25 protein-coding genes are annotated in these 26,196 nt (G+C 41.6%); 9 read left to right on the top strand and 16 right to left on the bottom strand.

From position 1 onward, the window contains the following. Together ftsZ and lpxC are read left to right on the top strand one after the other, a co-directional pair. On the top strand, positions 1 to 1,248 hold the full coding sequence (gene ftsZ, locus KQP93_RS02680) for a cell division protein FtsZ (RefSeq protein WP_217875720.1): 1,248 nt from the start codon (positions 1 to 3) through the stop codon (positions 1,246 to 1,248). A 104-nt stretch (positions 1,249 to 1,352) separates the two neighbouring features. Next, positions 1,353 to 2,264, top strand: coding sequence for a UDP-3-O-acyl-N-acetylglucosamine deacetylase (gene lpxC, locus KQP93_RS02685; protein WP_036971181.1), 912 nt, complete (start codon positions 1,353 to 1,355; stop codon positions 2,262 to 2,264). Positions 2,265 to 2,335: 71 nt separating this feature from the next. Here the strand turns inward: lpxC and yjjG are convergent, their stop codons facing one another. Genes yjjG through KQP93_RS02700 form a run of 3 tightly spaced genes read right to left on the bottom strand, consistent with a single transcriptional unit; the run spans position 2,336 to position 4,510 of the window. Further along, a complete protein-coding gene (gene yjjG / locus KQP93_RS02690; RefSeq protein ID WP_217875721.1) occupies positions 2,336 to 3,010 on the bottom strand; it encodes a pyrimidine 5'-nucleotidase in 675 nt (224 codons plus the stop codon). 11 nt (positions 3,011 to 3,021) lie between these two features. Beyond that, on the bottom strand, positions 3,022 to 3,561 hold the full coding sequence (gene yjjX, locus KQP93_RS02695) for an inosine/xanthosine triphosphatase (protein ID WP_217875722.1): 540 nt from the start codon (positions 3,559 to 3,561) through the stop codon (positions 3,022 to 3,024). A gap of 49 nt (positions 3,562 to 3,610) precedes the next feature. After that, complete coding sequence (locus KQP93_RS02700; protein ID WP_054561042.1) at positions 3,611 to 4,510, bottom strand: phosphoribulokinase; 900 nt, start codon at positions 4,508 to 4,510, stop codon at positions 3,611 to 3,613. Between the two features lie 230 nt (positions 4,511 to 4,740). Here KQP93_RS02700 and KQP93_RS02705 point away from each other — a divergent pair, with 230 nt between their 5' ends. Both KQP93_RS02705 and KQP93_RS02710 read left to right on the top strand, forming a co-directional pair. Further along, on the top strand, positions 4,741 to 5,610 hold the full coding sequence (locus KQP93_RS02705; RefSeq protein WP_217875723.1) for a hypothetical protein: 870 nt from the start codon (positions 4,741 to 4,743) through the stop codon (positions 5,608 to 5,610). A 65-nt stretch (positions 5,611 to 5,675) separates the two neighbouring features. Continuing rightward, positions 5,676 to 6,041: a hypothetical protein gene (locus tag KQP93_RS02710; RefSeq protein ID WP_175078692.1), complete on the top strand. Its 366-nt coding sequence runs from the start codon at positions 5,676 to 5,678 to the stop codon at positions 6,039 to 6,041. A gap of 39 nt (positions 6,042 to 6,080) precedes the next feature. Here KQP93_RS02710 and KQP93_RS02715 read toward each other — a convergent pair whose 3' ends face one another. From KQP93_RS02715 to KQP93_RS02740, 6 genes are all read right to left on the bottom strand, one after another. Further along, the gene (locus tag KQP93_RS02715; RefSeq protein WP_175082494.1) at positions 6,081 to 8,651 is read right to left on the bottom strand and encodes a M1 family metallopeptidase; all 2,571 of its coding nucleotides are present in this window, start codon (positions 8,649 to 8,651) and stop codon (positions 6,081 to 6,083) included. A gap of 112 nt (positions 8,652 to 8,763) precedes the next feature. Then, positions 8,764 to 9,441 carry a hypothetical protein gene (locus KQP93_RS02720; protein ID WP_217875724.1) on the bottom strand — a complete coding sequence of 226 codons (678 nt, stop codon included), beginning with the start codon at positions 9,439 to 9,441 and terminating at the stop codon, positions 8,764 to 8,766. 217 nt (positions 9,442 to 9,658) lie between these two features. Further along, positions 9,659 to 10,009 (bottom strand): DUF2750 domain-containing protein, encoded by a 351-nt coding sequence (locus KQP93_RS02725; RefSeq protein WP_217875725.1) that lies wholly within the window; start codon positions 10,007 to 10,009, stop codon positions 9,659 to 9,661. A 17-nt stretch (positions 10,010 to 10,026) separates the two neighbouring features. Then, positions 10,027 to 10,605, bottom strand: coding sequence for a glutathione S-transferase family protein (locus KQP93_RS02730; RefSeq protein ID WP_217875726.1), 579 nt, complete (start codon positions 10,603 to 10,605; stop codon positions 10,027 to 10,029). A gap of 60 nt (positions 10,606 to 10,665) precedes the next feature. Next, positions 10,666 to 10,947, bottom strand: coding sequence for a peptidylprolyl isomerase (locus tag KQP93_RS02735; protein ID WP_217875727.1), 282 nt, complete (start codon positions 10,945 to 10,947; stop codon positions 10,666 to 10,668). Positions 10,948 to 11,019: 72 nt separating this feature from the next. Continuing rightward, complete coding sequence (locus tag KQP93_RS02740; RefSeq protein WP_054561036.1) at positions 11,020 to 11,595, bottom strand: glutathione peroxidase; 576 nt, start codon at positions 11,593 to 11,595, stop codon at positions 11,020 to 11,022. 75 nt (positions 11,596 to 11,670) lie between these two features. Between KQP93_RS02740 and KQP93_RS02745 the strand changes: the two genes are divergently transcribed. The 3 genes from KQP93_RS02745 to KQP93_RS02755 all read left to right on the top strand — a co-directional run bounded on the left by KQP93_RS02745 (position 11,671) and on the right by KQP93_RS02755 (position 15,403). Beyond that, positions 11,671 to 12,162 (top strand): GNAT family N-acetyltransferase, encoded by a 492-nt coding sequence (locus KQP93_RS02745; RefSeq protein WP_062566482.1) that lies wholly within the window; start codon positions 11,671 to 11,673, stop codon positions 12,160 to 12,162. Between the two features lie 144 nt (positions 12,163 to 12,306). After that, positions 12,307 to 14,256, top strand: a complete 1,950-nt coding sequence (locus KQP93_RS02750; protein WP_217876726.1) for a hybrid sensor histidine kinase/response regulator — start codon at positions 12,307 to 12,309, stop codon at positions 14,254 to 14,256. A 19-nt stretch (positions 14,257 to 14,275) separates the two neighbouring features. After that, the gene (locus KQP93_RS02755) at positions 14,276 to 15,403 is read left to right on the top strand and encodes a response regulator (RefSeq protein ID WP_217875728.1); all 1,128 of its coding nucleotides are present in this window, start codon (positions 14,276 to 14,278) and stop codon (positions 15,401 to 15,403) included. A gap of 20 nt (positions 15,404 to 15,423) precedes the next feature. Here the strand turns inward: KQP93_RS02755 and queG are convergent, their stop codons facing one another. The 7 genes from queG to KQP93_RS02790 form a co-directional block, all read right to left on the bottom strand. Further along, complete coding sequence (gene queG, locus KQP93_RS02760) at positions 15,424 to 16,557, bottom strand: tRNA epoxyqueuosine(34) reductase QueG (RefSeq protein WP_217876727.1); 1,134 nt, start codon at positions 16,555 to 16,557, stop codon at positions 15,424 to 15,426. Between the two features lie 71 nt (positions 16,558 to 16,628). After that, a complete protein-coding gene (locus KQP93_RS02765; RefSeq protein ID WP_217876728.1) occupies positions 16,629 to 17,846 on the bottom strand; it encodes a methyl-accepting chemotaxis protein in 1,218 nt (405 codons plus the stop codon). Between the two features lie 84 nt (positions 17,847 to 17,930). Then, entirely contained in the window at positions 17,931 to 18,629 is a 699-nt protein-coding gene (locus KQP93_RS02770) for a glycerophosphodiester phosphodiesterase (RefSeq protein ID WP_254907706.1), read from the bottom strand. Continuing rightward, on the bottom strand, positions 18,626 to 19,492 hold the full coding sequence (locus tag KQP93_RS02775) for a DMT family transporter (protein WP_217875729.1): 867 nt from the start codon (positions 19,490 to 19,492) through the stop codon (positions 18,626 to 18,628). Before KQP93_RS02775 ends, KQP93_RS02770 begins: the two co-directional genes overlap by 4 nt. Before the next feature lie 87 nt (positions 19,493 to 19,579). Then, positions 19,580 to 21,106, bottom strand: coding sequence for a polyamine aminopropyltransferase (locus tag KQP93_RS02780; protein ID WP_254907707.1), 1,527 nt, complete (start codon positions 21,104 to 21,106; stop codon positions 19,580 to 19,582). After that, positions 21,096 to 21,914 (bottom strand): hypothetical protein, encoded by an 819-nt coding sequence (locus tag KQP93_RS02785; RefSeq protein ID WP_217875730.1) that lies wholly within the window; start codon positions 21,912 to 21,914, stop codon positions 21,096 to 21,098. The genes KQP93_RS02780 and KQP93_RS02785 overlap by 11 nt, the downstream gene beginning before the upstream one ends. A gap of 20 nt (positions 21,915 to 21,934) precedes the next feature. Further along, entirely contained in the window at positions 21,935 to 22,783 is an 849-nt protein-coding gene (locus tag KQP93_RS02790) for a DUF350 domain-containing protein (protein ID WP_217875731.1), read from the bottom strand. A gap of 181 nt (positions 22,784 to 22,964) precedes the next feature. On the opposite strand from KQP93_RS02790, the gene rnr reads away from it, so the two are divergent. Together rnr and rlmB are read left to right on the top strand one after the other, a co-directional pair. Next, a complete protein-coding gene (rnr, locus tag KQP93_RS02795) occupies positions 22,965 to 25,448 on the top strand; it encodes a ribonuclease R (protein ID WP_217875732.1) in 2,484 nt (827 codons plus the stop codon). Beyond that, entirely contained in the window at positions 25,445 to 26,191 is a 747-nt protein-coding gene (gene rlmB / locus KQP93_RS02800) for a 23S rRNA (guanosine(2251)-2'-O)-methyltransferase RlmB (RefSeq protein ID WP_217875733.1), read from the top strand. The genes rnr and rlmB overlap by 4 nt, the downstream gene beginning before the upstream one ends. Positions 26,192 to 26,196 lie beyond the last annotated feature (5 nt).

Consider the following 26,196-nt stretch of genomic DNA (forward strand, 5'->3'; position numbering starts at 1 on the left):
ATGTTTGATATGATGGAACAGCACAGCGAAGAAGCTGTCATTAAAGTAATTGGCGTGGGCGGTGGCGGCGGTAACGCTGTTGAGCACATGGTAAAACAACAAATTGAAGGCGTACGTTTCATTGCTGCGAATACGGATGCACAAGCATTACGTAATTCATCAGCAGATGTAACTGTACAGCTAGGTACACAAATCACCTCTGGTCTAGGTGCGGGTGCTAACCCTGAAGTGGGTCGTAACTCTGCTGAAGAAGACGCTGAGACTATCCGTGCCAGCCTTGAAGGCGCTGACATGGTGTTCATCGCAGCTGGTATGGGCGGTGGAACTGGTACAGGTGCTGCGCCAGTGGTTGCTAAAATTGCTAAAGAGTTAGGCATTTTAACGGTTGCTGTTGTAACGCGCCCGTTTGACTTTGAAGGTAAAAAGCGTGCTGCAGCTGCTGAACAAGGCATTAATGAATTGTCAGAAACTGTAGACTCACTTATTACAATTCCGAACAATAAATTGCTTAAAGTTTTAGGCAAAGGCACTACACTATTAGATGCCTTCGCAAAAGCGAATGACGTGTTATTTGGTGCGGTACAAGGTATTGCAGAGCTAATCACACGTTCAGGTCTAATCAACGTGGATTTCGCCGACGTACGTACAGTTATGTCAGCGATGGGTACTGCGATGATGGGCACAGCATCTGCGTCTGGTCCTGACCGTGCTCAAGAAGCAGCAGAAGCCGCTATCTCAAGCCCACTACTTGAAGATGTCGATTTAACAGGTGCTAAAGGTATCCTAGTTAATATCACTGCAGGTATGGATATTGCGATTGAAGAATTTGAAATTGTTGGTAACCACGTTAAAGCTCTTGCGTCAGAAAACGCAACAGTGGTTGTTGGTGCGGTAATTGACCCTGAAATGAGCGACGAGTTACGTGTAACGGTTGTTGCAACAGGTTTAGGCGGCGATCGTCGTCCTCAGTTTGGTATTGTTGATAATGGCTTTAAGAAAGCATCAGGCTCTGATGTACAAAGCTCAATGAATCAAACAACTAGCAGCATGTATGTACCAAGCTTTGCAAGTCAAGGTAGCAGCGATGATGTAAGCATGTCATCTGCGCCTGAAAAGCAAGAGCCAGTACAACAAAGCACATCGAGCAGCTCAGTATCAAGCAGCACTGAGAGCAGCAAAAAATCTGATAAGTCAGAAGGGGGAGATTATTTCGATATCCCTGCTTTTCTTAGAAAGCAAGCTGACTAAAAAGACTTTTACTGGTTATTTTGTTCGATAAATAAACAAATTGGCAGCTGGATGTATTTATGATACAATTCGCCGTCTAACTGTAACTATAAGTGAGCGAACCTATGATTAAACAGCGTACGATTGCAGAAGTAGTCAAAGCCATAGGAATTGGACTTCATAAAGGTGAGAAGGTCACTATTACTCTCCGACCTGCGAGCGCAAATACTGGGATAGTATTTCGTCGCGTAGACCTTGATCCGGTTGTTGATTTTGAAACAACACCAGAAGCCGTTGGTGATACGCAACTGTGTACCTGTTTAACAAACAAAGATGGCGTTCGCTTATCAACGACTGAGCACCTTATTGCGGCGGTAGCGGCAATGGGTATTGATAATCTAATTGTTGAATTAGACAGCTCAGAAGTACCAATTATGGATGGTAGTGCATTACCATTCATCTATTTGTTACAAAAAGGCGGCATTAAAGAAGTAAATGCAGCTAAGCGCTTTATTCGTATTAAAGAAAAAGTACGCATTGAAGAAGGCGATAAATGGGCTGAGATCGAACCATACGATGGTTTCCACATCGATTTTGAAATTGCGTTTGATCACCCAGCAATCAATGAAAGCCGCCAACGTATCGGTTTAGATATCACGGCACAAAGCTTCACTGAAGAAATCAGCCGCGCACGTACTTTCGGCTTTATGAAAGATATCGAGTATATGCACGCTAACAACCTAGCATTAGGTGGTAGCATGGATAACGCAGTTGTATTGGATGAGTTTAAAGTACTTAATCCAAACGGCTTACGTTATAGCGATGAGTTTGTTAAACACAAGATCTTAGACTGTGTGGGCGATATGTTTATGACTGGCCACAACATTCTAGGTAAAATCACGGCTTATAAATCAGGCCATGATTTAAACAATAAACTACTTCGTAAAATTATGGCGACTGAGTCAGCATGGGAATGGGCAACTTTCGATACCCCAGTAACTATGCCAGCACCAGGCCTAGAAGTAGCGACAGCTTAATCGCAAGCATATTACAGTTATAAAAAATGACGCTTTGAGCGTCATTTTTTTTGCCAAACTATTATCAAGAATTATAACCCTAGAATAGCTTCAAGCTCGACCAACTGATTGATTTGATAAGTTGGTTTAATATCTTCTGGTAGCTCAACTCCCGGGTGTTGTAACCAACACGTGTCGATACCCACATTGTGACCACCTAAAATATCACTAGCAGCGGTATCACCCACCATTAAAATCTGCTCTTTTGGCGGATTGCCCATTAATTGAAATGTATGTTGAAAAATCTCTGGGGCAGGCTTTGCTTTACCGACTAACTCTGAAATAACTAGCCAATCGAACATATCCTGTAAACCGGTGTGCTCTAGGCGTTTTTGTTGTAACTTAGCAAATCCATTGGTAATAATGCCTAGCTTGGCGTGTGGCTTTAGTTTAGTCAATAATTCAACCGCACCAGGAAGCGGCACACAAATAGAAGCCATAGCATCCAAGAAGCCATCGTTAAGCTCTTTTGCTGGCACATCGAGTCTATTAGCCCATTCTGTAAAGCGAGTTATCTGTAGCTCACTGGCAGTAATTTCGTGCTTTTGATATGCAACCCAAAGCGGTTTATTGGTTGCTTGGTAATGATGATAATCTGACTCAGTAAATTCTACGCTGTAATGCGCGAACATCACTTTTAAACCCTCAAATGCATTAAAGCTAAATAGCGTTTCATCTGCATCGAATAATACGTGGCTATACTTCATGGTTATCCTAATTACTGATTGAATAGGGTAGGGTGTGAAAATGGCGCCATGGCCAGTGTCAGCGCTTGTACATAAGTACTTTCGCGAGTAGCAAGGTGATTGGTTAATAAGCCAATAGCGCCACCTTGTTGTTTGATATTAACGGTATTGAATGCCTCATCCATCACATCACCTAGCTCTTTGCCAGCCAGCAAGGCATCGTAAAAAGGTTGCGGTAACGGCAGGTTGCTACTGCGACCAACGCTAAATTGCTGCTTATTTGCAATCACCACAAAGGCAAAGGTTGCAGCGCCATAACTAAATTGTTCTGCGCCACCTTCCATTGCTGCATAAAAGTCGGCGTCAAAATGATCTTGGCAATACTTAACACGATTCTCAGCACCGATACGGGTTTCATCTTCACCTAGTGGCTGATCAGGCACGCCAGAAGGCGCATGTTCGCCTTTGCATTCAATGGTATGATTTGGGAAATAAAGACTAAAGACATGTTTAGCCGCGTTAATTTTAACGGGGTTCTTTGAACCAACAATAACACGTAAAGTTTGTTTCAAGCCGACGACTCCATTGTTTTCACCAGAGTCAGCAGTGTACCCGAGTGAGTTAAATCGGCAAGTCAACCGGGGCTAAATTTTCAAGGGCGCGCTTTTTCAAAATAATATCTTTGATCAATGGGGTTAACACAAGCTCCATAGCTAAACCCATTTTGCCTCCAGGTACCACAAGGGTATTGATACGAGACATAAAGCTGCCTTCAATCATGCTCAAATAGTACGGAAAATCTACGTCATCGATGCCACGAAAGCGAATAACAACAAAGCTTTCGTCTAAAGAAGGAATATCTTTTGCGCTGAATGGGTTTGAGGTATCAACCGTCGGCACTCGCTGGAAGTTAATATGAGTACGCGAAAACTGCGGAGTAATATGATTTATGTAATCGTCCATCGAGCGCACAATAGAGCCCATTACCGCTTCACGAGAGTGGCCTCGTTCAGAGGTGTCGCGAATGAGCTTTTGGATCCACTCAAGGTTGATAATAGGCACCATACCAATCAATAAATCGACATGCTTAGCAACATCATGATTCTCATCGACAGCACCACCATGTAGACCTTCATAGAATAAGATATCTGTATTTGATTCTAAGTCTTGCCAAGGGGTAAAGGTGCCCGGTAATTGGTTATAAGGAACCGCTTCGTCGAAAGTATGTAAGTAGCGTCTGATTTTACCTTGCCCGGTTTCGCCATATTGATAAAAAAGCTCCTCAAGGGCGCCAAAATCGTTAGCTTCTCGGCCAAAGTAGCTAATATGCTTGCCTTCTTGTTGTGCTTCACGGACTTTTTTATCCATTTCTGGACGTGTATAACGATGAAAGCTATCGCCTTCGATGAAGGCTGCATCAATGCTTAAGCTTCTAAAAATGTGCTTAATCGCATTGGTGGTTGTAGTAGTCCCCGCCCCAGATGAACCGGTAATAGCGATGATAGGGTGTTTAGCTGACATAATTATTCTCGTTATTGTTGATACCAGTCGGCTTGAATTGTTAACCATTCTAGCGTGTTAAATGGTCAGTTACTTAGCTCGATTGGTATTATCGTGCATAAAATCAATCAGTAGAAACTGATAAAAAACGAACACGTCCTAGTTATAAAGGTCGAGCATGGTAAGGTCAAGTGACTGGCGGATTAATTAACGCTATCATGGGCTGATAAAAATTAAAACGAGAGAACAACATGAAATTGATTTCGTCTTTACTTTTCGTCGCAGCAGGGACATTGTTTACCAGTCACGTACATGCAGCGATGCCTAAAAGCGAAATATTACTTGCCGAGTTAGACACCCCTTATGGTATGCAGGTGTCGCGAGTAACAGATGATAAAGCTTATAATAATCAACCATTTTTAGTTGATACAGGGCTTTACTATACCCATGAGGTTGTTGACGAAAATGGCCAGTCACAAACCGATATTGCGTTTTATGACTTTACATCTAAGAGCAGCGTGAATATCACCAACACGCCTGTCAGTGAATACTCGCCTACGCTGATGCCAAATCAGCAAGCCTTGTCGGCAATCGTGGTTGAAGCAGATGGCAAGCAAAAGTTATGGCAGTATCCATTAGCAGAAGAATCTGTTGCTAGCCGAATTTTTGAATGGATTGAGCCGGTTGGCTACCACGCTTGGGGCGCTGATGAAGACCTGATTATGTTTATCTTAGGTGAGCCGCATACATTACAATACACTCGCGTTGCTGCGGCTAAACCACGTGTCATTGCCGGTGATATTGGCCGTACTTTAATTTTTGATAAGCACACAAACAGTTATTTATTTAGTTATAACAAAGATAACCAACACTGGGTTGCACGCTTTGCACCGCAAACTGGGGAAGTTAGTGATTTATTTAGATTACCTGAGTCGGTGCAAGACTTTGCTTTAATTGACAAAGACACTGTGGCCTATGCGGTTAATAACCGAGTTCATAAGCGCAGTTTGACTGAGCCTGAAGTGGTATCACAGTGGCTTGATTTAAGACGCTTTTGTGAAGGTTCAATCTCACGGTTAAATTACAAACAGAGCAAACTGGCATTTGTATGTAATAAATGAGTAACGGTTTTTGCCTGATTGCTGTACTGTGGCTAAACTATCCACGTTATATGTAAGGAACGCCTTTGTCTTTTTCTGCCGAGCAAGTGAGTGTACAGCTGGTTAAAGCGGGCTGCCGCAGTAATTTTAAGATTAAAAATATTAACGAATTTATGCCAGCTAGCTCAAAAGAGGCATTTTATGTTCATGAGCAAAGTGGCCAAGCTAAAATCGTTATTAGACCTATATTTGAAGTATTCAGTGCTGATTTCGAGTCAATAGAGGGCATTACGCGTATCAAAGATTATTTTCACAGTAGTGAAATGACCCGTTTTCCAACTCGCATTCATAAAAGTGCACAGCCCATTCATTATGGTATTGCGTTTAAAGTCACCTCACCTGAAGCTGCAGAGCAATTTATAACTAAGTTAACTGCTATTTTAGCGCAATAAAAAAGGGCCACATTGTGGCCCTTTTTGCATTTGCTTTAATTATCGCTTAAGGAAGCTATTCACCGAGTTTAACTCACGGTTTTTCAGTGCAATACAATCATTAATGCTTTCTTCAAGCTTACTAAGAGAACGTGCATAACCTGGTACTTCAGTGATTTTATCGTTGAAGAAGGTTTTGGTTTTCTCTAGGCTTTTCGCATCACAGCTTGCCGTCGTGAAGAACGGTAAGTTTGGTACAAAGAACGGCGGTAAGTTCTTAGTGATGGCATCGTAATTGTTGTAAATCCACTCAATAAACAGTGCTTCACGTTCTTTACCATAGCCTAAACCACCTAATAACGTACGCATATCAGAGGCTGTTACGTTATCTGTTAAGCTGTACTCTAGAACCGCTTTTTGTAACTCAGGTTTACCAAAGTAACCCATCGCTGCCAGCATCTTAGTACGCACTTGTGGATCTTTGGTGGTTTTAAAGGTTTGCTTGTACTTTTTAAGTAACTTCGCATCGCCATGGTAAGCCGCAAGGTTTAAGTAAGTTGAGGCTAAATATGGGTCAACATTTTCAGGGTTGTTTAAGTACAGTGCCGCTTGTGCTTTTGCAGTATCAATGACTTTTTGGTCTTGGCCATCAAAACCTAAACGGGCAATAACTTGCGCACGCAATTGCGATACCGCTGCATCTTCACCTGCTTTTGCTGTTAAACCATATTGTTTAGCAGCTGGTGCAATGCTGTTACGGATAAACTTAGGCCATAAGTCACGGTTGCTGTCGTCTTCGAATACGCGTTTTTGAGAAGCAAGGTAACCTAACGCTGTGTTTGCTACTAATGGGTGAGCATCACTCACAAAGGCTTCTAAAGTTTGCATTAAGTGAGCCGCAGAGATAACACCTGCATCAAGTAATGAATCAACCGCAGAAAGTAGCGCTAAGCGTTCACGAACCGTTAGCTTATCTGCGGCATTTTCTAGCAGAGCATTAAACTGAGCATCATCTAATACCCAGCGGTAATAACCCATGGCACCTTGATCTGGGTAGATCCACTCAGGTTCAAAGTCGAGAGTCAGTTGCTGTGTTTCTTTATTCAGCAGTACACTTGCGGTTTTAACTTTGTCGCCCGCACCATACTTAATTGCAACCGGAACATTCCACAGTTGTGCAGGTGCATCAACGCCAGCATTTACAAAGCGGCTTTGACTGATATTAATTTTCTTACCATCTTGCGTTACTTTGATAAGTGGGAAAGATGATTGTTCGATAAATGATTTAAGAACACTTGCTACATCTTTATTAGACGCTTCGCCTAGTGCTTGCCATAGATCAGCAGCTTCTGCATTTTTATACGAGAATTTTTTCAAGTAAGCACGAATACCTTGCTGGAATGCCTCTTCGCCAATCCAGTTTTCAACCATAGATAAAACCGCACTCCCTTTACTGTAGGCAAGGCCAAGGCCATCCATGATGTCAGCTTCAGTTTTGATTGGCTTACGAATAGGTTTAGTACTTAAACGCGCATCCAGTGCCATTACATGGTTTTGTGGTAAGTCTAAGTGCGACTCAAATTCAGGGTTGATTTGTGCAGTGATTTTCGCTGCCATCCAGCTTGCGAATGCTTCGTTTAACCATAAATCATTCCACCACTTCATAGTCACTAGGTTACCGTACCACTGGTGAGCTAACTCATGGGCAATGATTGATACATTACGCTCTTTTTTGCTGCGCGTTGCTGTTGCTAGGTCTACTAGTAAAATGTCTTCACGATAAGTTACTAGGCCTGCGTTTTCCATTGCGCCAAATGGGAACTCTGGTACTGCCACTGAGTCTAGCTTTTTATATACGTAAGGAATGCCAAAATAATCTTCTAGCGCTTTTAACACACGCGGCATATTTTCTTTTGCGTAATCAGCAAGGTGAATTTTACCTTGTGGAGTCAATACGCGGCCAGGGATTGGCATGCCTTTTATTTCAAGCTCTTCAAATGGGCCCACAGCCATAGCGACTAAGTACGAAGGAATCGGTGGCGTTTTGTCGAAAAAGTGCGTTGTCATATCGCCATCTACTTTGGTTTTTAAAACCGGTGTATTGGCATACACTTTTTGTGATGTTGGCGCTGTGATAGTTAGCTGAAATGGAATTTTATAACTTGGCTCGTCAAAAACCGGGAATGCACGACGCGCATCGCTCATTTCAAATTGCGTGAAAAGATAAGGCGTGCCTTGATCTAGCGTTTTATATAAACCAACACTTTGGCGGTTATAAGGTGCGGTAAAATCAACTTTTAAAGTGTATTTACCTGGCTGAATTTTTTCTTCACAAGCAAATTTAACTTTGCCTGTTTTTAGCATTTCAGCACTTAGGTCGCAGTTTTCTGCACCTAAAATTTTCGCCATGCTCACTGCATAATCAATACCGTTTAATTCGATATAATTCGTTGCTTTTAGAACCTCTAAAGCAATTTCGGTATGACCAGAAAAATTGTCTTTGGCAGGATCAAGCGTAAGTTCTACTTGTTGTGAGCTAGGCTTGGCAAGCTTTTCGATAACATATTCATTGGCATGGGCAGAGCTAACAGCAAGTGCAACACTCACCGTTAATAGGCTTTTTAAGAACATAAGTATCCCTGATTTTTTGTTGTTAGAAAGGCACCTGCTATGAGGGGCGAATCACCATGCTATCAGGTTTTAATTTGAACAGTAATAAATAGTTAGTAACAAAGTTTGTCAGTTAATTATGGCGGTCAATGAAACGCTGCCAATGCAGTTGCGGGTTTATTTGTCGTATGTTTTGTAGCACGGTATTTAATAACTGCATATCAGTAAAGCGTTGCTCGTTGAAATCTTTAAAACCAAGCAAGTAGTTAAAGGCGTCTTTGCAGTTGGCTTGCAGTGCATGAATTCGCACTTGTTGTTCAAAGTTGAGCCGTAAGCTGCTTATCGCGGTTTTCATACCTTGCTGATCAACAGTAGGAATAGCGCACTTTTGTAAATAACCAGCGCGTTCACCTTCACCCGAAAACCAAATGCGCACTTTTTCGCTATAGCGACCTGTTTTAGCGGGTAAATCAAACATCAACCGTTGCTGGTTTTGCTCATTTAAATAGCCTAAGTATTGGTCAAGTCCTGCATCGAGTAATGCATTGTGGATAGGCACATAGCGGGGTTTTATCTTGCCATGTGTATGAAAATCAAAGCAGCGAATTCCATCAAGGGTGACAATATTATCAAGGGTTAAATGGCCAATTTCATCGCTGTAGGCACCGGTGTAATAGGCAAATAAAGGCAGCCAAAAGTGCCAATGCTTAGCTTGTTCACGTGCTAAACGCTGATCACCATAAATGTAACCATTATACAGGGTATGTAATTCCATGGCCGAAAAGGGCCTACGACCAAGATGGGACTTCAACCTAATACCTTGATAATAAAGATGTGTCGAAGAGTATAACTGATATACCCAAACCACCTCAAGGTGCGAGTTTCAGTTGGAATTAAAAGCGATTTAGGCAAGGCATTGATTGCAAGTAATAGTGGTTCTATTGTTAAAATCAATATAAGTATCAAGTTTCCAGCTTAACGACACTGCCATAAATACGGCCGTGTCGTTATAAGCTTAAGGATTGCTATTAATCGCAAAGAGCTTTAGCTAAACCAACCGGTTCGATTTCAACGCATACTTGATCATCGTTCCAGTTTAAACCAACAAGCGCATCATCTTCGTTAAGGTCTTCAACCCACTCATCAAGAAATTCGTCTAGGCCAATTTCAACAGGGGTATAGTCTTGCCACTCGTCTTTGCATTGTACTTTTGCAGCGTCTTTAGTACCCCAAAGTAATAAGACATCAGTGTCGCTAAATTGGTTTGATTCACAGACAACAAAACCACCATCTTCGGCACCCAGTGCCCACATAGATTCGTTCAAACGAACTTTTTCTACAAAGCTAACTAATTCTGATTCAATTTCGATATCGCTCATTTGCGTAACCCTTATCTTTATATTCGTGGATCTGTTTGTTGTACCGCCGCTTTATCGGAGAATTTATGATAAAAATCAACTAAGTTTTCTAGTTGGCTAAAATCAGTTAATTCGCGGAAGCGGATCCAATCTAGCAAGCAGTATAAACTGATGTTGAGGTATTCACAGCTTTTAAATACTGGCTCCGATAAATGAGTATTTAAATAGGCTAATGTTTCAACAATTCGTTCATTCTGTAAATTAAAAAATAGTTTGTCGCTGTTGGTATCAAACCCAGAACGCTGACAAAGTAAAATTTCTACCAGTGAATCATTGCAGGCATTGATAATGGTTAAGTAGTTCTCTTGCTGCCAGCTAAGTAACGGCTGATCAGCTTTTTCGAGCAGGTAGCGAATAATTGAGTTGGAATCACATAAGGTAAAATAATGGTCGATTAATACAGGAATTTTTCTGGCAGGGTTATGAGCAATCATGGTTTGTCTGTCTTGCTCTGAGAAAATATCCAAATTAATAAAATCAATAGGTAGGTTATTAAGTGTCGCCCAAATCCGAATACGGCGCACAAAAGGTGATGTGGTCGAGCCTAGTAATTGCATGATGGTGTCCTTTGCAAAAAAAAGCCGCTGTGAAGCGGCTTTTTGAAATCAATTTGTCAATTAGTCAGTACGGCTTGTTACTTCTAGAAGATGATAACCAAACTGGGTTTGCACTGGGCCTTGAACTTGGTTAATTGGTGCAGAGAATACGACTTTGTCGAATTCTGGAACCATCATGCCAGGGCCAAACTCACCTAATGCACCGCCATCTTGACCAGATGGGCAATTAGAGTTAGCACGAGCAAGCTCTGCAAAGTCAGCTCCTTGCTCAATTTGCTGTTTTAAATCTAAACAGTGAGCTTCACTGTCTACGAGAATGTGTCTTGCACTGGCTACTGCCATAACATCTCCTAATGTGTGTTTTAGTATTAAATTACTAGTTTAGTTCAATATTTACCGAACGAAAAATTAAATTTATTTTGCAGTTAGCTCAGCTTCAATTGCATCGCGTAAAGTTTGCGATTGTGGCTTAGTTTTACTATTAAAGCGCTGCACTGTCTTACGATCTGCAGACACTAAATATTTGTAAAAGTTCCAGTTAGGTGAGCTGGTTGCTTCGTTTAGGTGTTTGAATATCGGGTTTGCATCGCTACCGCGAACGGCACTGGTAGCCAGCATATTGAAGGTTACGCCATAATTGATGAAGCATACTTTTGCCGTGTCTTTTTCATCGTCTTCTTCTTGGAAAAAGTCATCTGATGGGAACCCTAATACGACCAAGCCTTGGTCTTTATATTCTTTATGAATGGCTTCTAAGCCTTCAAACTGGCCGGTAAAACCACAATTACTAGCGGTATTTACAATGAGCAGTGGTTTGTCTTTGAATTCGCAGAAGTTAATTGACTCTTTTGAGCGTAACTTTCTCATTGTAACGTTGGTAAAGTCATCACATTGGCTGCTTGCTTTAGCTGTTGGCGTAGCCTCAGTGGTTTGTGCTGCAAGGTTAGTTGTTATTAGGCCTGCTGCAAGTAACAAAGCATATTTATACATAGTTATTTCCCGCTAGTTATTTGTGATGAATATACGCTAATATGCAGCAAAGTGATCATTTAATTTCAGCTATTTATGACGATTCGCAAAGCAACACAAACCGATTTAACTGACATAGTCGCTATTTATAACGAGACCATCCCTGGGCGTATGGTAACTGCAGATACCGAAGAGGTATCGGTTGCAGACAAACAAGCCTGGTTTGATAGCCATACAGAGAAAAGACCTATCTTTGTTTTTGAGCAACAAGGTAAAGTGCTTGCTTGGCTGAGTTATAAGTCATTTTATGGCCGACCTGCCTATGATGGTACTGTTGAAATTAGCATTTACATCACCCAGCAAGCTCAAGGGAAAGGACTTGGTAAACAATTGCTTACATTTTCAGAACAGCATGCAAAAACACTTGATATCAAGGTGTTATTAGCTTTTATCTTTAGTCATAACCTACCAAGTATAAAACTGTTTAATCGCTTTGATTACAAGGTTTGGGGAGAGCTTCCTGAGATTGCGATTATGGATGATAAAGCCTATAGCCTTACTATTTTAGGTAAGCGTTTAGACAGTTAATTAGCTAAAAAGCTAATAAAAAAATGCGGTACAAATTGTGACCCATTGCGATTTTAGGCTACGCTAAAATAGGTATTTATTATTAAGCGAGTCTAGTCTACTGTGCGAAGAATTTTAATTGTTGATAGCAATAGTGTTTTAGCAATGCGGGTTAAGGTGTTGTTAGAGCTAATTGGCTGTCGAGTTGAGCTATTACATTTTGCATTGGTTGATGATGCTGTTTTAGAGCAAGACTTTGATCTTGTTGCAGCTTCTCATGGTGTGCCAACCACCGTTATTAAAACGCTAATGGAAGTGTTCTCACAAGAACACTTCATGCTTTTAGCGCCCAAAGCGCAACGTAGTGATTTGCTAGAACATTTTAGTGAAGTAAACCGCCTATTACCTAATGCTGTGGTGATTTACCCCTTCTTTGCAAATAAAGAGATCAGCTCATTATTAGAAGGGGTGCTTGAGCTCGACAGCGATAATATTCTTCAACTACCTACCGTGTTACTTGTAGACCACTGTGAAGAGCGCTTAGCTCAAATTGCCTTAAACCTAAAAGGGGCACATATTAAAACCTTCACAGCTGATAATACTGTGTCTGCTATGGATGTTATTAAAGAGCAGAATATTGATTTACTCATTAGTGATTTTACTTTTACAGATGGCACTGGGCTTGAGCTCTTTAATAAGCTCAAAACACGCCTGCCGAATAGTCGATGTTTGCTTTATACCTCTAAACCAGACCAAGTCTCTATGGTGGCAGCTATTCGCCAAGGGGTGGAAGATGTTCTTATCAAGCCGGTTGATGATAATACTTTACTGCAGTCCGTACACAAACTTTGGCAAACAGAGCTATTAAGGCGTCATAACACTGAATTAGTAGAGCGTTTGCAAAATACAGTTGATGCGCTCATCGAAAAAGACAGTTTACTTCGGGTTATCTTTAAACACACACCCGATGCCATCATTCTATTTGAGCGTGGTGGCAAGGTTATAGAAACTAACGACGCCTGCGAGCAGCTTTTTGAAAAGCCGCTGAAAGAATTTGAGAATTGCTCTGTTTTTGAATTTTTTGATGTTGCTTCAACTGAGCGCATCAAAGATAAGATTGCGACTTTAAGTAAAAACCGACAATTTAGTTGTGACTTACGACTACTCAAGAAAAATGGCAGTGAGGTGCCTTTAGTTGGCTCGTTTAACGAAATCGACCACCACGGAGAAATTGCGCTAGCGGTGATCTTTAAGAACGTTACGCATCTTAAAGAGAAAGAAGATTTACTCGTTGAAGCTAAAGATTTGCTTGAAGAAGAGGTCAAAGCCCGTACTGCTCAGTTAGAGCATGCTAAAAATGTGGCAGAAGCGGCAAATCATAGTAAATCTGAGTTTTTAGCGAACATGTCTCATGAACTTAGAACACCTATGCATTCTATTTTAAGCTTTGCTCGCTTTGGGCTTGATAAGGTTGCTAATGACGATTTAAGTAAAGACAAGTTAAACAAGTATCTATCTAGAATTGAGCAAAGTGGTGAGCGATTATTATCGCTGCTAAATAATTTGCTCGATCTATCAAAGCTCGATGTCGGGAAATTCCCGTTCAATCCGCAAAAGCATAACTTAAGCAATATTATAAAAACCAGCATTGATGATGTGTCGGGCACAGCCCTTGAAAAAAGTATTGCTATTCGGCCTATAGGTTTTGAACAAGGCATTGTGCTTGAGTGCGACGAAGAACAAATTAATCAAATTATGCGTAACTTGATCGGTAATGCACTGAAGTTTAGTGAGCCGAATAGCGAAATTGATATTAGTTTAGCGGTGAATGAGCAGATGGCCGAAATCGCTGTTATTGACCGCGGAATAGGGATCCCTGAACAAGAGCTTGAAAAGATTTTTGCTAAGTTTGAGCAAAGCAGTAAAACCAACAGTGGTGCGGGAGGCACTGGGCTTGGATTAGCTATTTGTCGGGAATTTGTAGCCTTACATCAAGGCACTATTTCGGCAAGTAACAATGAGTACGGGGGCGCCACTATTTTGGTACGGCTGCCCTTAGAAATAGACTTGCCGCAACACTTGGCAAATGAACAACAGTCTATATCGGTAAATTAATAAAAGGGAAGAGATAATTATGGCCTTGAAACGTATTTTAGCGGTTGATGATGAACCATTTAATTTAGAGATAATCGAAGAGATCCTTGAGGATCTCGATTTTGAGCTGAAAATGGTTAATAGCGGCCCAGAATGCTTAGAAGTCGTAGAGCAGTTCGACCCACAGGTGATTTTACTCGATGTGAGTATGCCACAAATGAGTGGTTACGATGTCTGTCGTAAGCTGAAAGAAAACCCCAATACGCAAAAAATTATTGTGATGTTTGTCTCAGCCAGAGGCACGGTTGAGGAGCGCATGGAAGGTTATTCTGTTGGTGCAGAAGACTACATTGTTAAACCATTTAGCCATAATGAGCTCAAGCTTAAGTTACAACATTTAAATCAAGTGCTAATTGAAAAAGAGTCGCTAGAACAACAAGTTGAAGATGCTACGTCAACGGCATTTAATGCCATGGCAAACAGCAGTGAAATGGGACAAATTGTTAATTATATTGAGCATATAGGTTCAATAGATAACGAACATGAACTCGGCAAAGCCTTTTTAAACTGTTTAGGTGCATTTGATTTACAAAGTAATGTGGAGTTTAGATTAGATAACGAAGTATTACATTTCTCTGTGTCGGGTGTGTGCTCGCCGATTGTGCTCGAGCTGTTTGAAATGCTGAAAAGCAAAGGTCGATTGCACGAGTTCTCAAATCGGATTTTAGTAAACTATGAAATGATTAGTTTGCTGATCTTAAATATGCCTGGGCAAGACCCCGATAAGCATGGTCGAATTCGAGACCATATCTGTTTTTTAGTCAGTGTTACAGAGCAACAGCTAAAAGCGATTCTCACGAAGAAAGAGCTTCTTCAGCAACAGCAACAGTTAAATGATGCCGTCGGTAAGGTGCACAGCAAATTTACAGGTTTAATTGAGCTTTTAAATGAAAACCGTATCAATAACGAAGCTGTATTTAAGCGGCTTCAAGAAGACTTAGAAAGTCGCATACCGACCATGGGCTTAGATGAAGACCAAGAGGTGTTTATCTATCAAAAGGTCGACGAAACCATTCAGAACTCAGTGGCTCGAGAGGAGTCTGTAAAAGGGGTTAAAGCGGCCTTTAAAGAAATTGAAAATGACTTATCGTTATTATTAACGCGATAGGGCAAAGCTTTAACTAGTCATCAAGCATCTCTGGGTAGGCCTTTTTCAACAATGCGAATTAAGCGCGCAGTTTTACGAAGCTTTAACTGGCGCTTATTTTTTTGCTGATCAAGCGCCCACTCGATATGCTCAGCGACCAAAGCTGTAGCTGCTGTTAACCTTTGCTCTAAAGCTTCGATTATTTGCTCGTTGTAATCAGCGTTACCTAATCCGACAGCGAGGTTTCTTAACCAACGTTCGTGACCAATGCGGCGTATAGGGCTGCCTTCGGTATTTTTAAGAAAGGTAGTTTCATCCCATGCAAATAAAGTCAGTAAGTCTTGGTCTTTAAGTTGCTTTCTTGGATGAAAGTCAGCTTCATCGGTAAGCTGACCATAGCGATTCCATGGACAGACTAATTGGCAGTCATCACAGCCATAAATGCGATTCCCTAACAGTGGGCGATACTCTTCTGGAATTGCGCCTTGCAGTTCAATAGTAAGGTAAGAGATACATTTACGGGCATCGACTACATAAGGCTCGACAATCGCACCGGTTGGGCACAGCGTCATACAGGCAACGCATTTCCCACAGCCTTCAAAGCTATTTTCTTCATCAATAGGGAGCGGTATATCAACAAACAGCTCACCTAAGAAAAACCAAGAGCCCGCCTCTTTATTGATTAATAAGCTATGTTTTCCACGCCAGCCCAAGCCTGCCTTTTCGGCTAGTTGTCTTTCAAGCACGGGGGCTGAGTCAACAAAGGGGCGAAAACCGAGCTGGCCAACTTGCTGCTCTATTTTTTGGCCTAACTTTTTCAGACGATTGCGAATTAACTTATGATAGTCACGACCCAATGCATAGCGACTAATGTACGCTTTATCAGTCTGTTTGAGGTTTTTAGCAAAGCTTGCATCAGGCGGCAGGTAGTTCATTTTTACTGAGATGACTCGCTGCGTGCCAGGTACCAGCTCTGCTGGGCGCGCTCGCTTCATACCATGGGCTGCCATGTATTCCATCTCACCGTGATAGCCTAAATCTAACCAGCGCTGTAGCTGCGTTTCATGCTTCGTTAGGTCAATATCAGTGATCCCGACTTCTGCAAAGCCAAGGTCTTTTCCCCATTGCTTTATTTGCAGTGCGAGTTGTTCATAATCAATAGCGGGTGTTGTCACGGTCAATAAAAAAGTAGCCAAGAAGCGGCTACTTTAACATAGTTTGACTCAGAGCAGCAGTTAAAAGCCGATTACACAAAGCGTTTTAATTGCTCTTGGGTTTGTTGGCTCAGTTTGTGTGATTGTTGGCAATCAGCGAGTGATTCATCAATTTGCTGCTTAGCTTGCTCACCCAAAGCAACTATTTGCTCAACCGTTTGATGGGTCTGGGTTTGGGTTTGCTCTAGTAGATGCACCGCGCTGACAATCTGTTGTAGTTGTTGTTGGTTTTGCTCAAATTCGCCAAGCATATTGCTAAAGCCTGTTGAGGTGTTGCTAATGGCAGTTTCAGCTTCACTCGAGTGGCTAATTAGTTGTTCAGACTCTTTATTGGTTTCGCTAACAAGGCTATTCATTTGATTAATAAAGTCACTGATCTGGCGAGTTGCATCGTTTACTTTAACCGATAGCGATCTAACTTCATCGGCAACCACCGCAAAGCCTCGGCCTGCTTCACCGGCACGTGCCGCTTCGATTGCAGCATTTAGAGCAAGTAAATTGGTTTGATCAGAAAACTCTTCAACCATTTTTAAAATGGCACGAATGTTCTCGCTGTTTTCTTTAAGGCCAGACACTGTTGCTGAGAAGTTACCCAAAATTTGGCTAATCATCGCGACCTTTTTAACTAATGCCGATAACTCAGTGGCTGAGTGCTTAACAAAGTTTAAGTGTTCACTATTAACATGATGAACGCTGTCAGTATTTGCTGAGATATTCTCAAGGCTTGAAGTAATTTGGTTGCTTGAATCAGTAATGGTTTGACTGAATTTTATTTGCTGGTGGCTCATTTCTGCGGTTTGCTGCATTGAATGAGTCATCTTTGAACTACTATCAGCACTGGCTTGAGCGCTTTGGTAAGTGGTGGCTAATAGCTTTGCTAAATGAACGGTAAAGGTATTGTACTGCTCACTTAAATCACGAAACTCATCATAGGTAAAATGCGGTAACTTGGCAGATAAATCGGCATCATGGCGGTTGATTTGCTCAAGTGTATCGCGCATTGCTTGCACTGGGCGCACAATTAAAAAGCGCATGTAGAAAATAGTAAAAATAAAGCTCGCGATGATAACAAAGGTCATTAACCAAAATAGTCCCATGCCAGCTTGTTGCTCTGAAAGGCTGCTATAAAGCCAGATCAAAGTAATGGCTTGAAACGCAAACACAAAACCTAAATTACCGACAATCTTACGTGTGAGGGTGTAAAAGAAAGTTTGTTCGATAAAATTGTAAATGCGCATATAGCTACTCATTAAGGTGTTGTGTTGGTTCATTTTGGCGTAATTTTTTATTATTCAATGTCACATAATTCAACAGTATAGCTTAGTTTTGTTGAGTTACAGTGACTGCAGTGTCATTTGTGTATGACACGGAAAATTAGTAAAAATACCATCTACGCCATACTCTAGCATTAATTCGATATCTTCCACTTTATCGACCGTGTAAGCATAAACTTGAAGGCCGCGTTTTTTTGCGTCAGCAACAAACTCATGGTTTATAAAGTTTTTATCTACATGAATGCTATAGGCATGGAGTTTTTGCGCAAACTCGCTGTAATTTATTGGGATAGAAGCGGTAAGTGCACCAATCTTTACCCACGGCAATTTTTGCTTTAGCCACATCAGTTGGTGGTGATCGAATGAAGAGACTAGCAGGTTATCCCGAGAAATTTTCCCTGCACTGACATTTGACTCAATAAGCTCTACAAACTTGTCTAACGAAAAAGTATGTTTAAGCTCTAAATTAAGTAAAGTTTTATCACCAACCCAATCGATTGCCTGTTGTAAAGTGGGCACGCACTCGCCATTGCCTGCATCGTATTGTTGAATTTGCTCTTTTGAGCAGGCGTTTACTTTACCGCGACCAGAGGTTGTACGATCAAGCCAAGTGTCGTGAATAATCATGTAATCATCAAGGCAGCTTTGCACATCAATTTCGATGCCATCTACTGCTAAATCAACAGCAGCGATAATGGCGCTTTGAGTATTTTCTGGGTAGGTACCACTGGCACCTCTGTGAGCGAATACTTTCATCATTGCTTATACCTACGAGTCACTGACCATGTTTCATAAAAAGCGGCACTAATCACCAGCGCGCCACCAATAAGAGTGCTAATTGAAGGTTGCTCATGCAAAATTAAAAAAGCGAAAAACGTACCGTATAAAGGCTGCAAACACGATATCAAACCAGCGGTTGAAGCTGATAAGTTTTTCAGGCTTGCTGCAAACAGTGAATGCGGTGCTGCTGTAAAAATAACCCCTACGGTAATTAATAGCAGCCAATTTATTGTATCAACTTGTAATGGCGGTACTTCGACAAAGGCGCACAGCATAATGCAGGCGATCCAAGTTTGATAAAGCATGGTTTGTGGGCCGCCATATTGGCTAAAGTAACGCTTGTGAACGATATTTCGAAACGCAAAAAAGAACGCCGACAAAATGCCAATAGCAATACCGAGTGTGACATCATTGCCTAAGCTGGCATCAGGAATAAGTAAATAAATACCAAGCATCACCACCAAGGCGCTAAAAATATCTTTGAGCTGTGGTTTACTGCCATGAAAAAAAGGCTCTAAAAACACCGTGATAACAGGGTAAGTAAAAAAGGCAATCATACCGACTGCAATACCTGCTAGTTGCATACCTGCGAAGTAGGTGAGCCAATGTATTCCAACAGTGACGCCAAGTAACAAGGCTATAAGGTAGTCGCGACGCGAGTGAAGCTTAATCGCTTTGTGTTGAATTGTAAGTAAGATCAGTAAGGCACAGCCTGCAATTGCTGTTCGATAAACGGTAATATCTAATGCACTTAAGCTGACTAGCTTGGCAAATAATGCAGTACCACCAAAGAGTAGCACTGCAATGTGTAAGTATATTAGGCTCTGTTTGTGCGCCTGCATTACAAACCTTGTTATTGTTGTTATTAACTCTCTTTGTAACGGTAATCCTTTACTTTGTAAACTCCCCAAATGGGCTAATCCATTTGTTTAGTTCCAATATTTCCATCCCTGCAAGTAATAGTGCAGCACATTAGGCTCATCAAGTGTCGATACTTTTTCATTGTTTGCGCTAATATCCGGAGTGAAAATAAACAATTGTGCGTCATTTTCAGGGCGGTAAAAGCGGGTTTTAACTGGCAATACACTTTGGTTACTGCACATCAAGTTGCAAGCCATAACAAATCCCCATTCGCCAAAAGAGGGCACATTTAAATGATAAGGCAAGGTATGCGCAAAGCCCGCTGCACTGAGTGTGTTATTGATAGACCAAAATGCTTGCTTCGCAAAAAATGGACTGGTGGCCTGGGTCACTACAATACCGTTATTTGGTAATCGTGTTTTTACTAGTTGATAAAACTGCTGACTGTAAAGGCGAGCTAAATTGATTGCTTTTGGATCCGGTAAATCAATAAAAATAATATCGAACAGCTGTTCGTTTTGCTCAATAACCACATAAGCATCTTGATGAATAACCGTCACTTTAGGGTCACTGAGTGAGTGCTTGTTAAGTGTTGTCAGGTTGTGATTAGTTTGCGCAAGCCTAGCGACTGCTGGGTCTAAATCGACTAGGGTAATAGATTCTATTTGCGGGTATTTCAAAAGCTCTCTGGCTGCTAAGCCATCGCCACCGCCTAAAATTAGAATACGTTTGGCATTACCATGGCGCACCATAGCAGGATGAATAAGCGCTTCGTGATAGCGATACTCATCAATCGATGAAAACTGTAAGCCACCGTTTAAATAAAGCCGAATATCATCTTTATGACGAGTCAGTACGATTTGCTGATAGGGTGTTTGCTCCGAGTGTACAACACGGTCATCGTAGATTTGGCTTTGCCAAAGATAGGTGAGCTGTTTGCTAGCAAATAAGCAAAGCACTAATACTGAGCAGACTAAAACTAATGTGAGTCTAAGTACTTTTCGACGATTTGGGCTGATATGGTCGATAAAGTACCACAGCAATAACATCGCAATACTTAGATTCATTAAGCCAAAGCTTAACGCTGTTTTAAAAACCCCAAGCCAAGGTAAAAATAGAAAAGGAAACAGTAACGTCGCAAGCAGGGCGCCAAAGTAGTCAATAGATAACACATTGGCGAGGTTTGCTTTTAGCGCATAATGTTTTTCCATTAGACGACTTAACAGCGGAATTTCTAAACCAATCAAAATACCAATTAAGCTGGTGAGTAAAATACTAATTGCTTGCAATGGTAAGCCAAATGCATAACAGAAATACAGCAAGGGCACACTCAAACCACCAAGTAGTGCAAGCGCAAGCTCAAAACCAATAAAATACACCAGCAATGGCTTATCAGGCACAAAACGCGAAAAATAAGAGCCAACTCCCATTGCCGCCATATAGACGCCAATTGTCAGGGAAAATTGGGTGATGCTATCACCCAGAAAGTAGGCACCGGTCGTTGCGATCAGCAGCTCATAAATAATAGAGCAAAGGCCAGCAACAAAGATACTAAACAGTAAAATGTGGCTTTCGCGAATTGATTTATTTACCACCAGGGCCGCCTCGTGAACGGAAACCTGCACTACCAATACTTTGCTCACGCAATTGTTTATCAACGCTTATAGCGAGGTGGTGATAAGAGTAAACTTGCCAATCTTGCTCTTTGTCACCTTTGCTATATGCTAAGAAAGAAAAGAAGAGCACAGGTGCTAAAAACAGTAACACAATAGGCCAAACTGAGATACGCGATTCCATTGCTTTTATAGCTTCTGGGTTTAACTTATTGATTGGCTTGTAAGTGATATCAGTTCCTTCACGCTCAGCCTCTGAACGATGCAGCATTACAAACAGCGCTATACCGCCAATGAAACCAGAAATCCATAACAGCGGAAGCATGAAACTACTGTTACCTTTGATTGGGATAATACGAAATGTATAGCTGAAATGTTCGGCACGTTTATTTGGGCCGAAAGTACTGTTGACGTAGGCGCTATATTGCCCCTTCTTAGGGAAGTGAACATCGTGATGAGTATAATCACGGTACTCAGTCCATTTACCATCTGAATCGTGTCCGGTTTCAGCCCAAAGTTCATCAGAGTAACTAAATAAATAATTACCATCAGGGTCAAAAATTTCGATATCAATGGCTTTCCATGAGTTTAAAGGTAGTCTGCCTTTAATTTCTAAGCGCATCATTTGGCCATCTTCCGGCACTGTAAATAGGTAGGCTTTGTCTTGTCCGTCGTAGTCTTTAAAGTTGCCATATTGGCCACTAATAAGTGGCGCTTGTAGATCTGCACGTATCACTAAGCAAACAACAAATGTGATAGCGGCAATAATAAAAAGCTTATAGATGTTCATCCATTACTCCATAAATAAGCTTAAATAGCGATAGTGATGATTACTGCTACATTGATTGCAATGCTGCTTTCAATAACCGCAACAGCGGTGTTTTTGTCGTGCATTGCTTGGTCTAGCGAAATTTTACTAAAGATAATTTTATCAACGAGGTAACGCACAATTGGTAAAATTAAAAAGCCAAATAGTGCGTCAATAAAGAATAAGCTTAAGCTCTGTTGCCAAGTATGAAAGCCACCAATAAGCGCATGACACAAGATAATAGCTAACGCCAACATGGTGCCAGAAAAGCTAAGTGCAACGGCTTTGTTGCCTTTTTCGAGCTGTTCGTGAAGATTAAAAGCAGTGAGGTGATCATAGCCTTTGGCAAAAATGATCAGCATTAGTTGCCCTAAAAAATAAAACACAATGGCTGATAACCAAGTGCCTTCACCGGTTAATGCGCCACCAATGATCAGTGCAGCAGCCATATAGTTTGCTGCTTGTACTAAGCCTACCGCCTCGTTTTGTTGGTTAATTAATTGCTCTTGGTTACAGAACAAACGTAGCAGTAATTTGTCATTTAAAATACGTGAGCAGGTTAGCAGCACCATACCTAATACACTGTACAGTGATACATTCATTAAATCGCTTAGTAAACCTTGGCTAGGCCCAGCTAAAACAAAGCCATAAATAATGGTAATTGCCCCTAAGTAGCCGCCAATAGATAAACCTAAGGCACTGTTGGCATTGTCGGTTAACTGGCTGGTGGTGTTATAAGGGGTTGCTAAGTTATACGACAGTTTTGCGACCGCTATGATCGCAATGAATAGACCAATATAGGCGCTGTTATAGGCCATCGTTGCGAGGTAGTGGGTTAAGTTAATATCCATATAATTATGTTAGCTTGTTGTTATTTTCCGAAAATATTAACACAGAGTGTTTGTTGCAAAGAATATCAAAGCTTCATTTTTGGCAGAATTAATCAATTTCTTAAAAGTTTCATAGCTTTTGCCTGTCTCATTGTTAGGTTATGGGTTAAAATAACAACATAACCAACTAACAAGATAGTGAATGTCAAAACAGGATCCCAATCTCAGTCGAGAACAAGAAAAGTACGAAAACCCCGTCCCTAGCCGTGAGTTTATACTTACTCACTTAGAATCTCGCGCCAAACCAGCAAACTTCACACAACTTTGTGACGAATTACATGTGAATGATACAGAACGTCAAATTGCGTTTAAACGTCGTTTACGTGCTATGGAGCGCGATGGTCAACTGTATTTCAATAAGTTTAAATGCTACGCATTGATTGATGAATCAGGCCTGGTTAAAGGCAAGGTCATTGGTCATCGTGACGGATTCGGCTTTTTAGAAGTTGAAGGTGAGAGTAAAGATTGGTTTATCGCGAAGCACCAAATGAATATGGTGTTGCACGGTGACATTGTGCTTGCTAAAGGCAATCGCAAAGGCTCAAGTGGCAAATGCGATGCACGGATCATTAAGGTATTAACCAATGAACGTGCACCGATTGTTGGCCGCTATTTTGTTGAGCATGGTATTGCAGTTGTTGTGGCTGAAGACCCACGCATAACGCAAGATATTATGATTCTACCGGGTAGTGAAAATGGCGCGCGCCACAACCAAATGGTGCAGGTGCAAATTACCCAAAACCCAAGCCGACATATGAATGCGGTAGGTAAAGTCACTGAGGTATTAGGTGAGCACTTAGCACCGGGTATGGAAATTGAAGTTGCACTACGCAATCACGATATTCCCCACGTTTGGCCAGAAGCGGTTGAAAAGCAAGTTGCTCATTTAGGTGAGTTTGTTGATGAACAAGCAAAGCAAGGTCGCGTTGATTTACGTGACTTACCGCTAGTTACAATTGACGGTGAAGATGCCCGAGACTTTGACGATGCCGTTTACTGTGAGCGAAAACCATCAGGTGGTTGGCGTTTATGGGTGGCCATTGCCGATGTGTCGCATTACGTAGGTATGAACACGCCTCTGAATAAAGAAGCGATTGAACGTGGTAACTCAGTGTACTTCCCTGAGCAAGTTATTCCGATGCTGCCAAAAGTGCTATCGAATGGCTTGTGCTCATTGAACCCAGAAGTTGACCGTTTATGTATGGTTGCTGAGATGACAGTATCAGAAGCGGGTAAGTTATCTGGGTATAAATTTTACGAAGCGGTGATGAATTCGCACGCTCGTTTTACCTACACTAAAGTGAATGCGATTTTACAAGGCGATGAAAAGCTGCGTGAAGAGTACGCCAAGATGGTGCCACATTTAACTGACTTACAGCAAATGTACATGGCACTTAAAGCTGCTCGCCAAGAGCGTGGTGCGATTGAGTTTGAAACCTTAGAAACGCGTTTTGTGTTTAATGCACATCGTAAGATTGAATCAATTGTGCCTGTGGTTCGCAATGATGCACACAAACTTATCGAAGAGTGCATGATTTTAGCGAACGTATCGGCAGCCCGATTATTAGAAAAGCACGAAGCAAGTGCGCTTTATCGTGTGCATGATGAACCTGATGCTGAAAAGCTGGGTTTCTTCAGAAACTTTTTATCAGAACTTGGTATAGAAACCGCGATTTCTGATGAGCCAACACCAAAAGAAATCACCCACGTGTTAGCTAAATTAGGCGACCGCCCAGAAGCTGAGCTTATTCAAACCATGTTGCTTCGTTCAATGAAGCAAGCGGTTTATCAGCCTGATAACATTGGTCACTTTGGTTTAGCGTTACCTGCGTATGCCCACTTTACATCACCAATTCGTCGTTACCCTGATTTAGTGGTGCACCGTGCAATTAAAGCGGTGCTTAAGGCGCAAGGTCAGCAAACATCGGGTGAATACGCATACACTGATGACGAAGTTGATATTTTAGGTGAGCAGTGTTCAACCACTGAACGCCGTGCTGATGATGCGACTCGCGAAGTAGCTGATTGGCTTAAATGTGAATTTATGCAAGACCATGTTGGTGACGAATTTGGTGGGGTGATCTCATCGGTAACTAACTTTGGTTTATTTGTACGCTTAGACGATTTACAAATCGACGGCATGATCCATGTCACTAACTTAGGCAATGAATATTTCCATTACGATGGTGCTAAGCATTGCTTGATTGGTGAACAAACTCACACCGTTTATCGTTTAGGCGATAAATTAACGGTTCAGGTGTCATCTGTCAGTCTTGATGAGCGACGCATAAACTTAGTGTTATCAGGTGAGGCGCAACAAGACCGTTATGCGCGTCGTCGTGGTCGCAGTGAATCAACAAAGCCAAGTGTTCGCGCTCAGCTTAAGGCCGGTAAAATACCTGGTAAAAAAGGTGAATCAAGCCGCTCTGAAGCAAAATCAGGTGACAAAGATAATGATAAACGTGGCAAATCTTCTCATGCTAAAGGGCGTAAAAAGCCTAATAGTAAACAAGCTGATGCTGTAAAAGCCGGCAAAAAGAAGAGCAAGAAAAAAGCCACCAAAAAGGCAAAAAGACCGGGTAAGAATGCCCGCAAACAAAGTAGCCGAGGAGCAAACAATACGTGAGTAATGAATTAATTTTTGGTTTTCACTCAGTTGAAGCAATATTAGCAAAAGAGCCTGAGCGCTTTTTAGAAATATACGCTTTAAAAGGTCGTGAAGATAAACGCTTAAACCCGGTTATCGACCAAGCACGTAAATTCGGTATTTCTGTACAATTTATGCAGCGTAAAGCGCTTGATAATAAAGCAAATGGTGAGCAGCACCAAGGCATTATCGCTAATGTAAAAGCGGCGCGTATATATAACGAGAAAGATCTTGATGAGATCATAGCCCGTGAAGAAACGCCTTTCTTATTGGTGCTTGATGGTATTACTGATCCGCATAACTTAGGGGCATGTTTACGTAGCGCTGATGCTGCGGGCGTACACGCGATTATCGTTCCTAAAGATAAGTCTGCAAAACTCAATGGCACAGCGCGCAAAGTAGCGTGTGGTGCAGCAGAAACAGTGCCATTAGTACAAGTAACCAATCTTGCGCGTACGCTACGTGAAATTAAAGATGCAGGCGTATGGGTTGTCGGCACTGCCGGTGAAACAGATACTGAGTTATTCGATGCAAATCTAACAGGGCCAATGGCTGTTGTTATGGGTGCAGAAGGGGATGGTATGCGCCGCCTTACTCGTGAGCATTGTGATTTATTAGTTAAAATTCCAATGGCTGGTACGGTATCAAGCCTTAATGTGTCAGTTGCGACCGGTATTTGTTTATTTGAAGTGTTACGTCAGCGTAATGCAACGCAAATCTAACTACC

Origin of the sequence: Pseudoalteromonas shioyasakiensis (assembly GCF_019134595.1) — a bacterium.
Lineage (GTDB): Bacteria > Pseudomonadota > Gammaproteobacteria > Enterobacterales > Alteromonadaceae > Pseudoalteromonas > Pseudoalteromonas shioyasakiensis_A.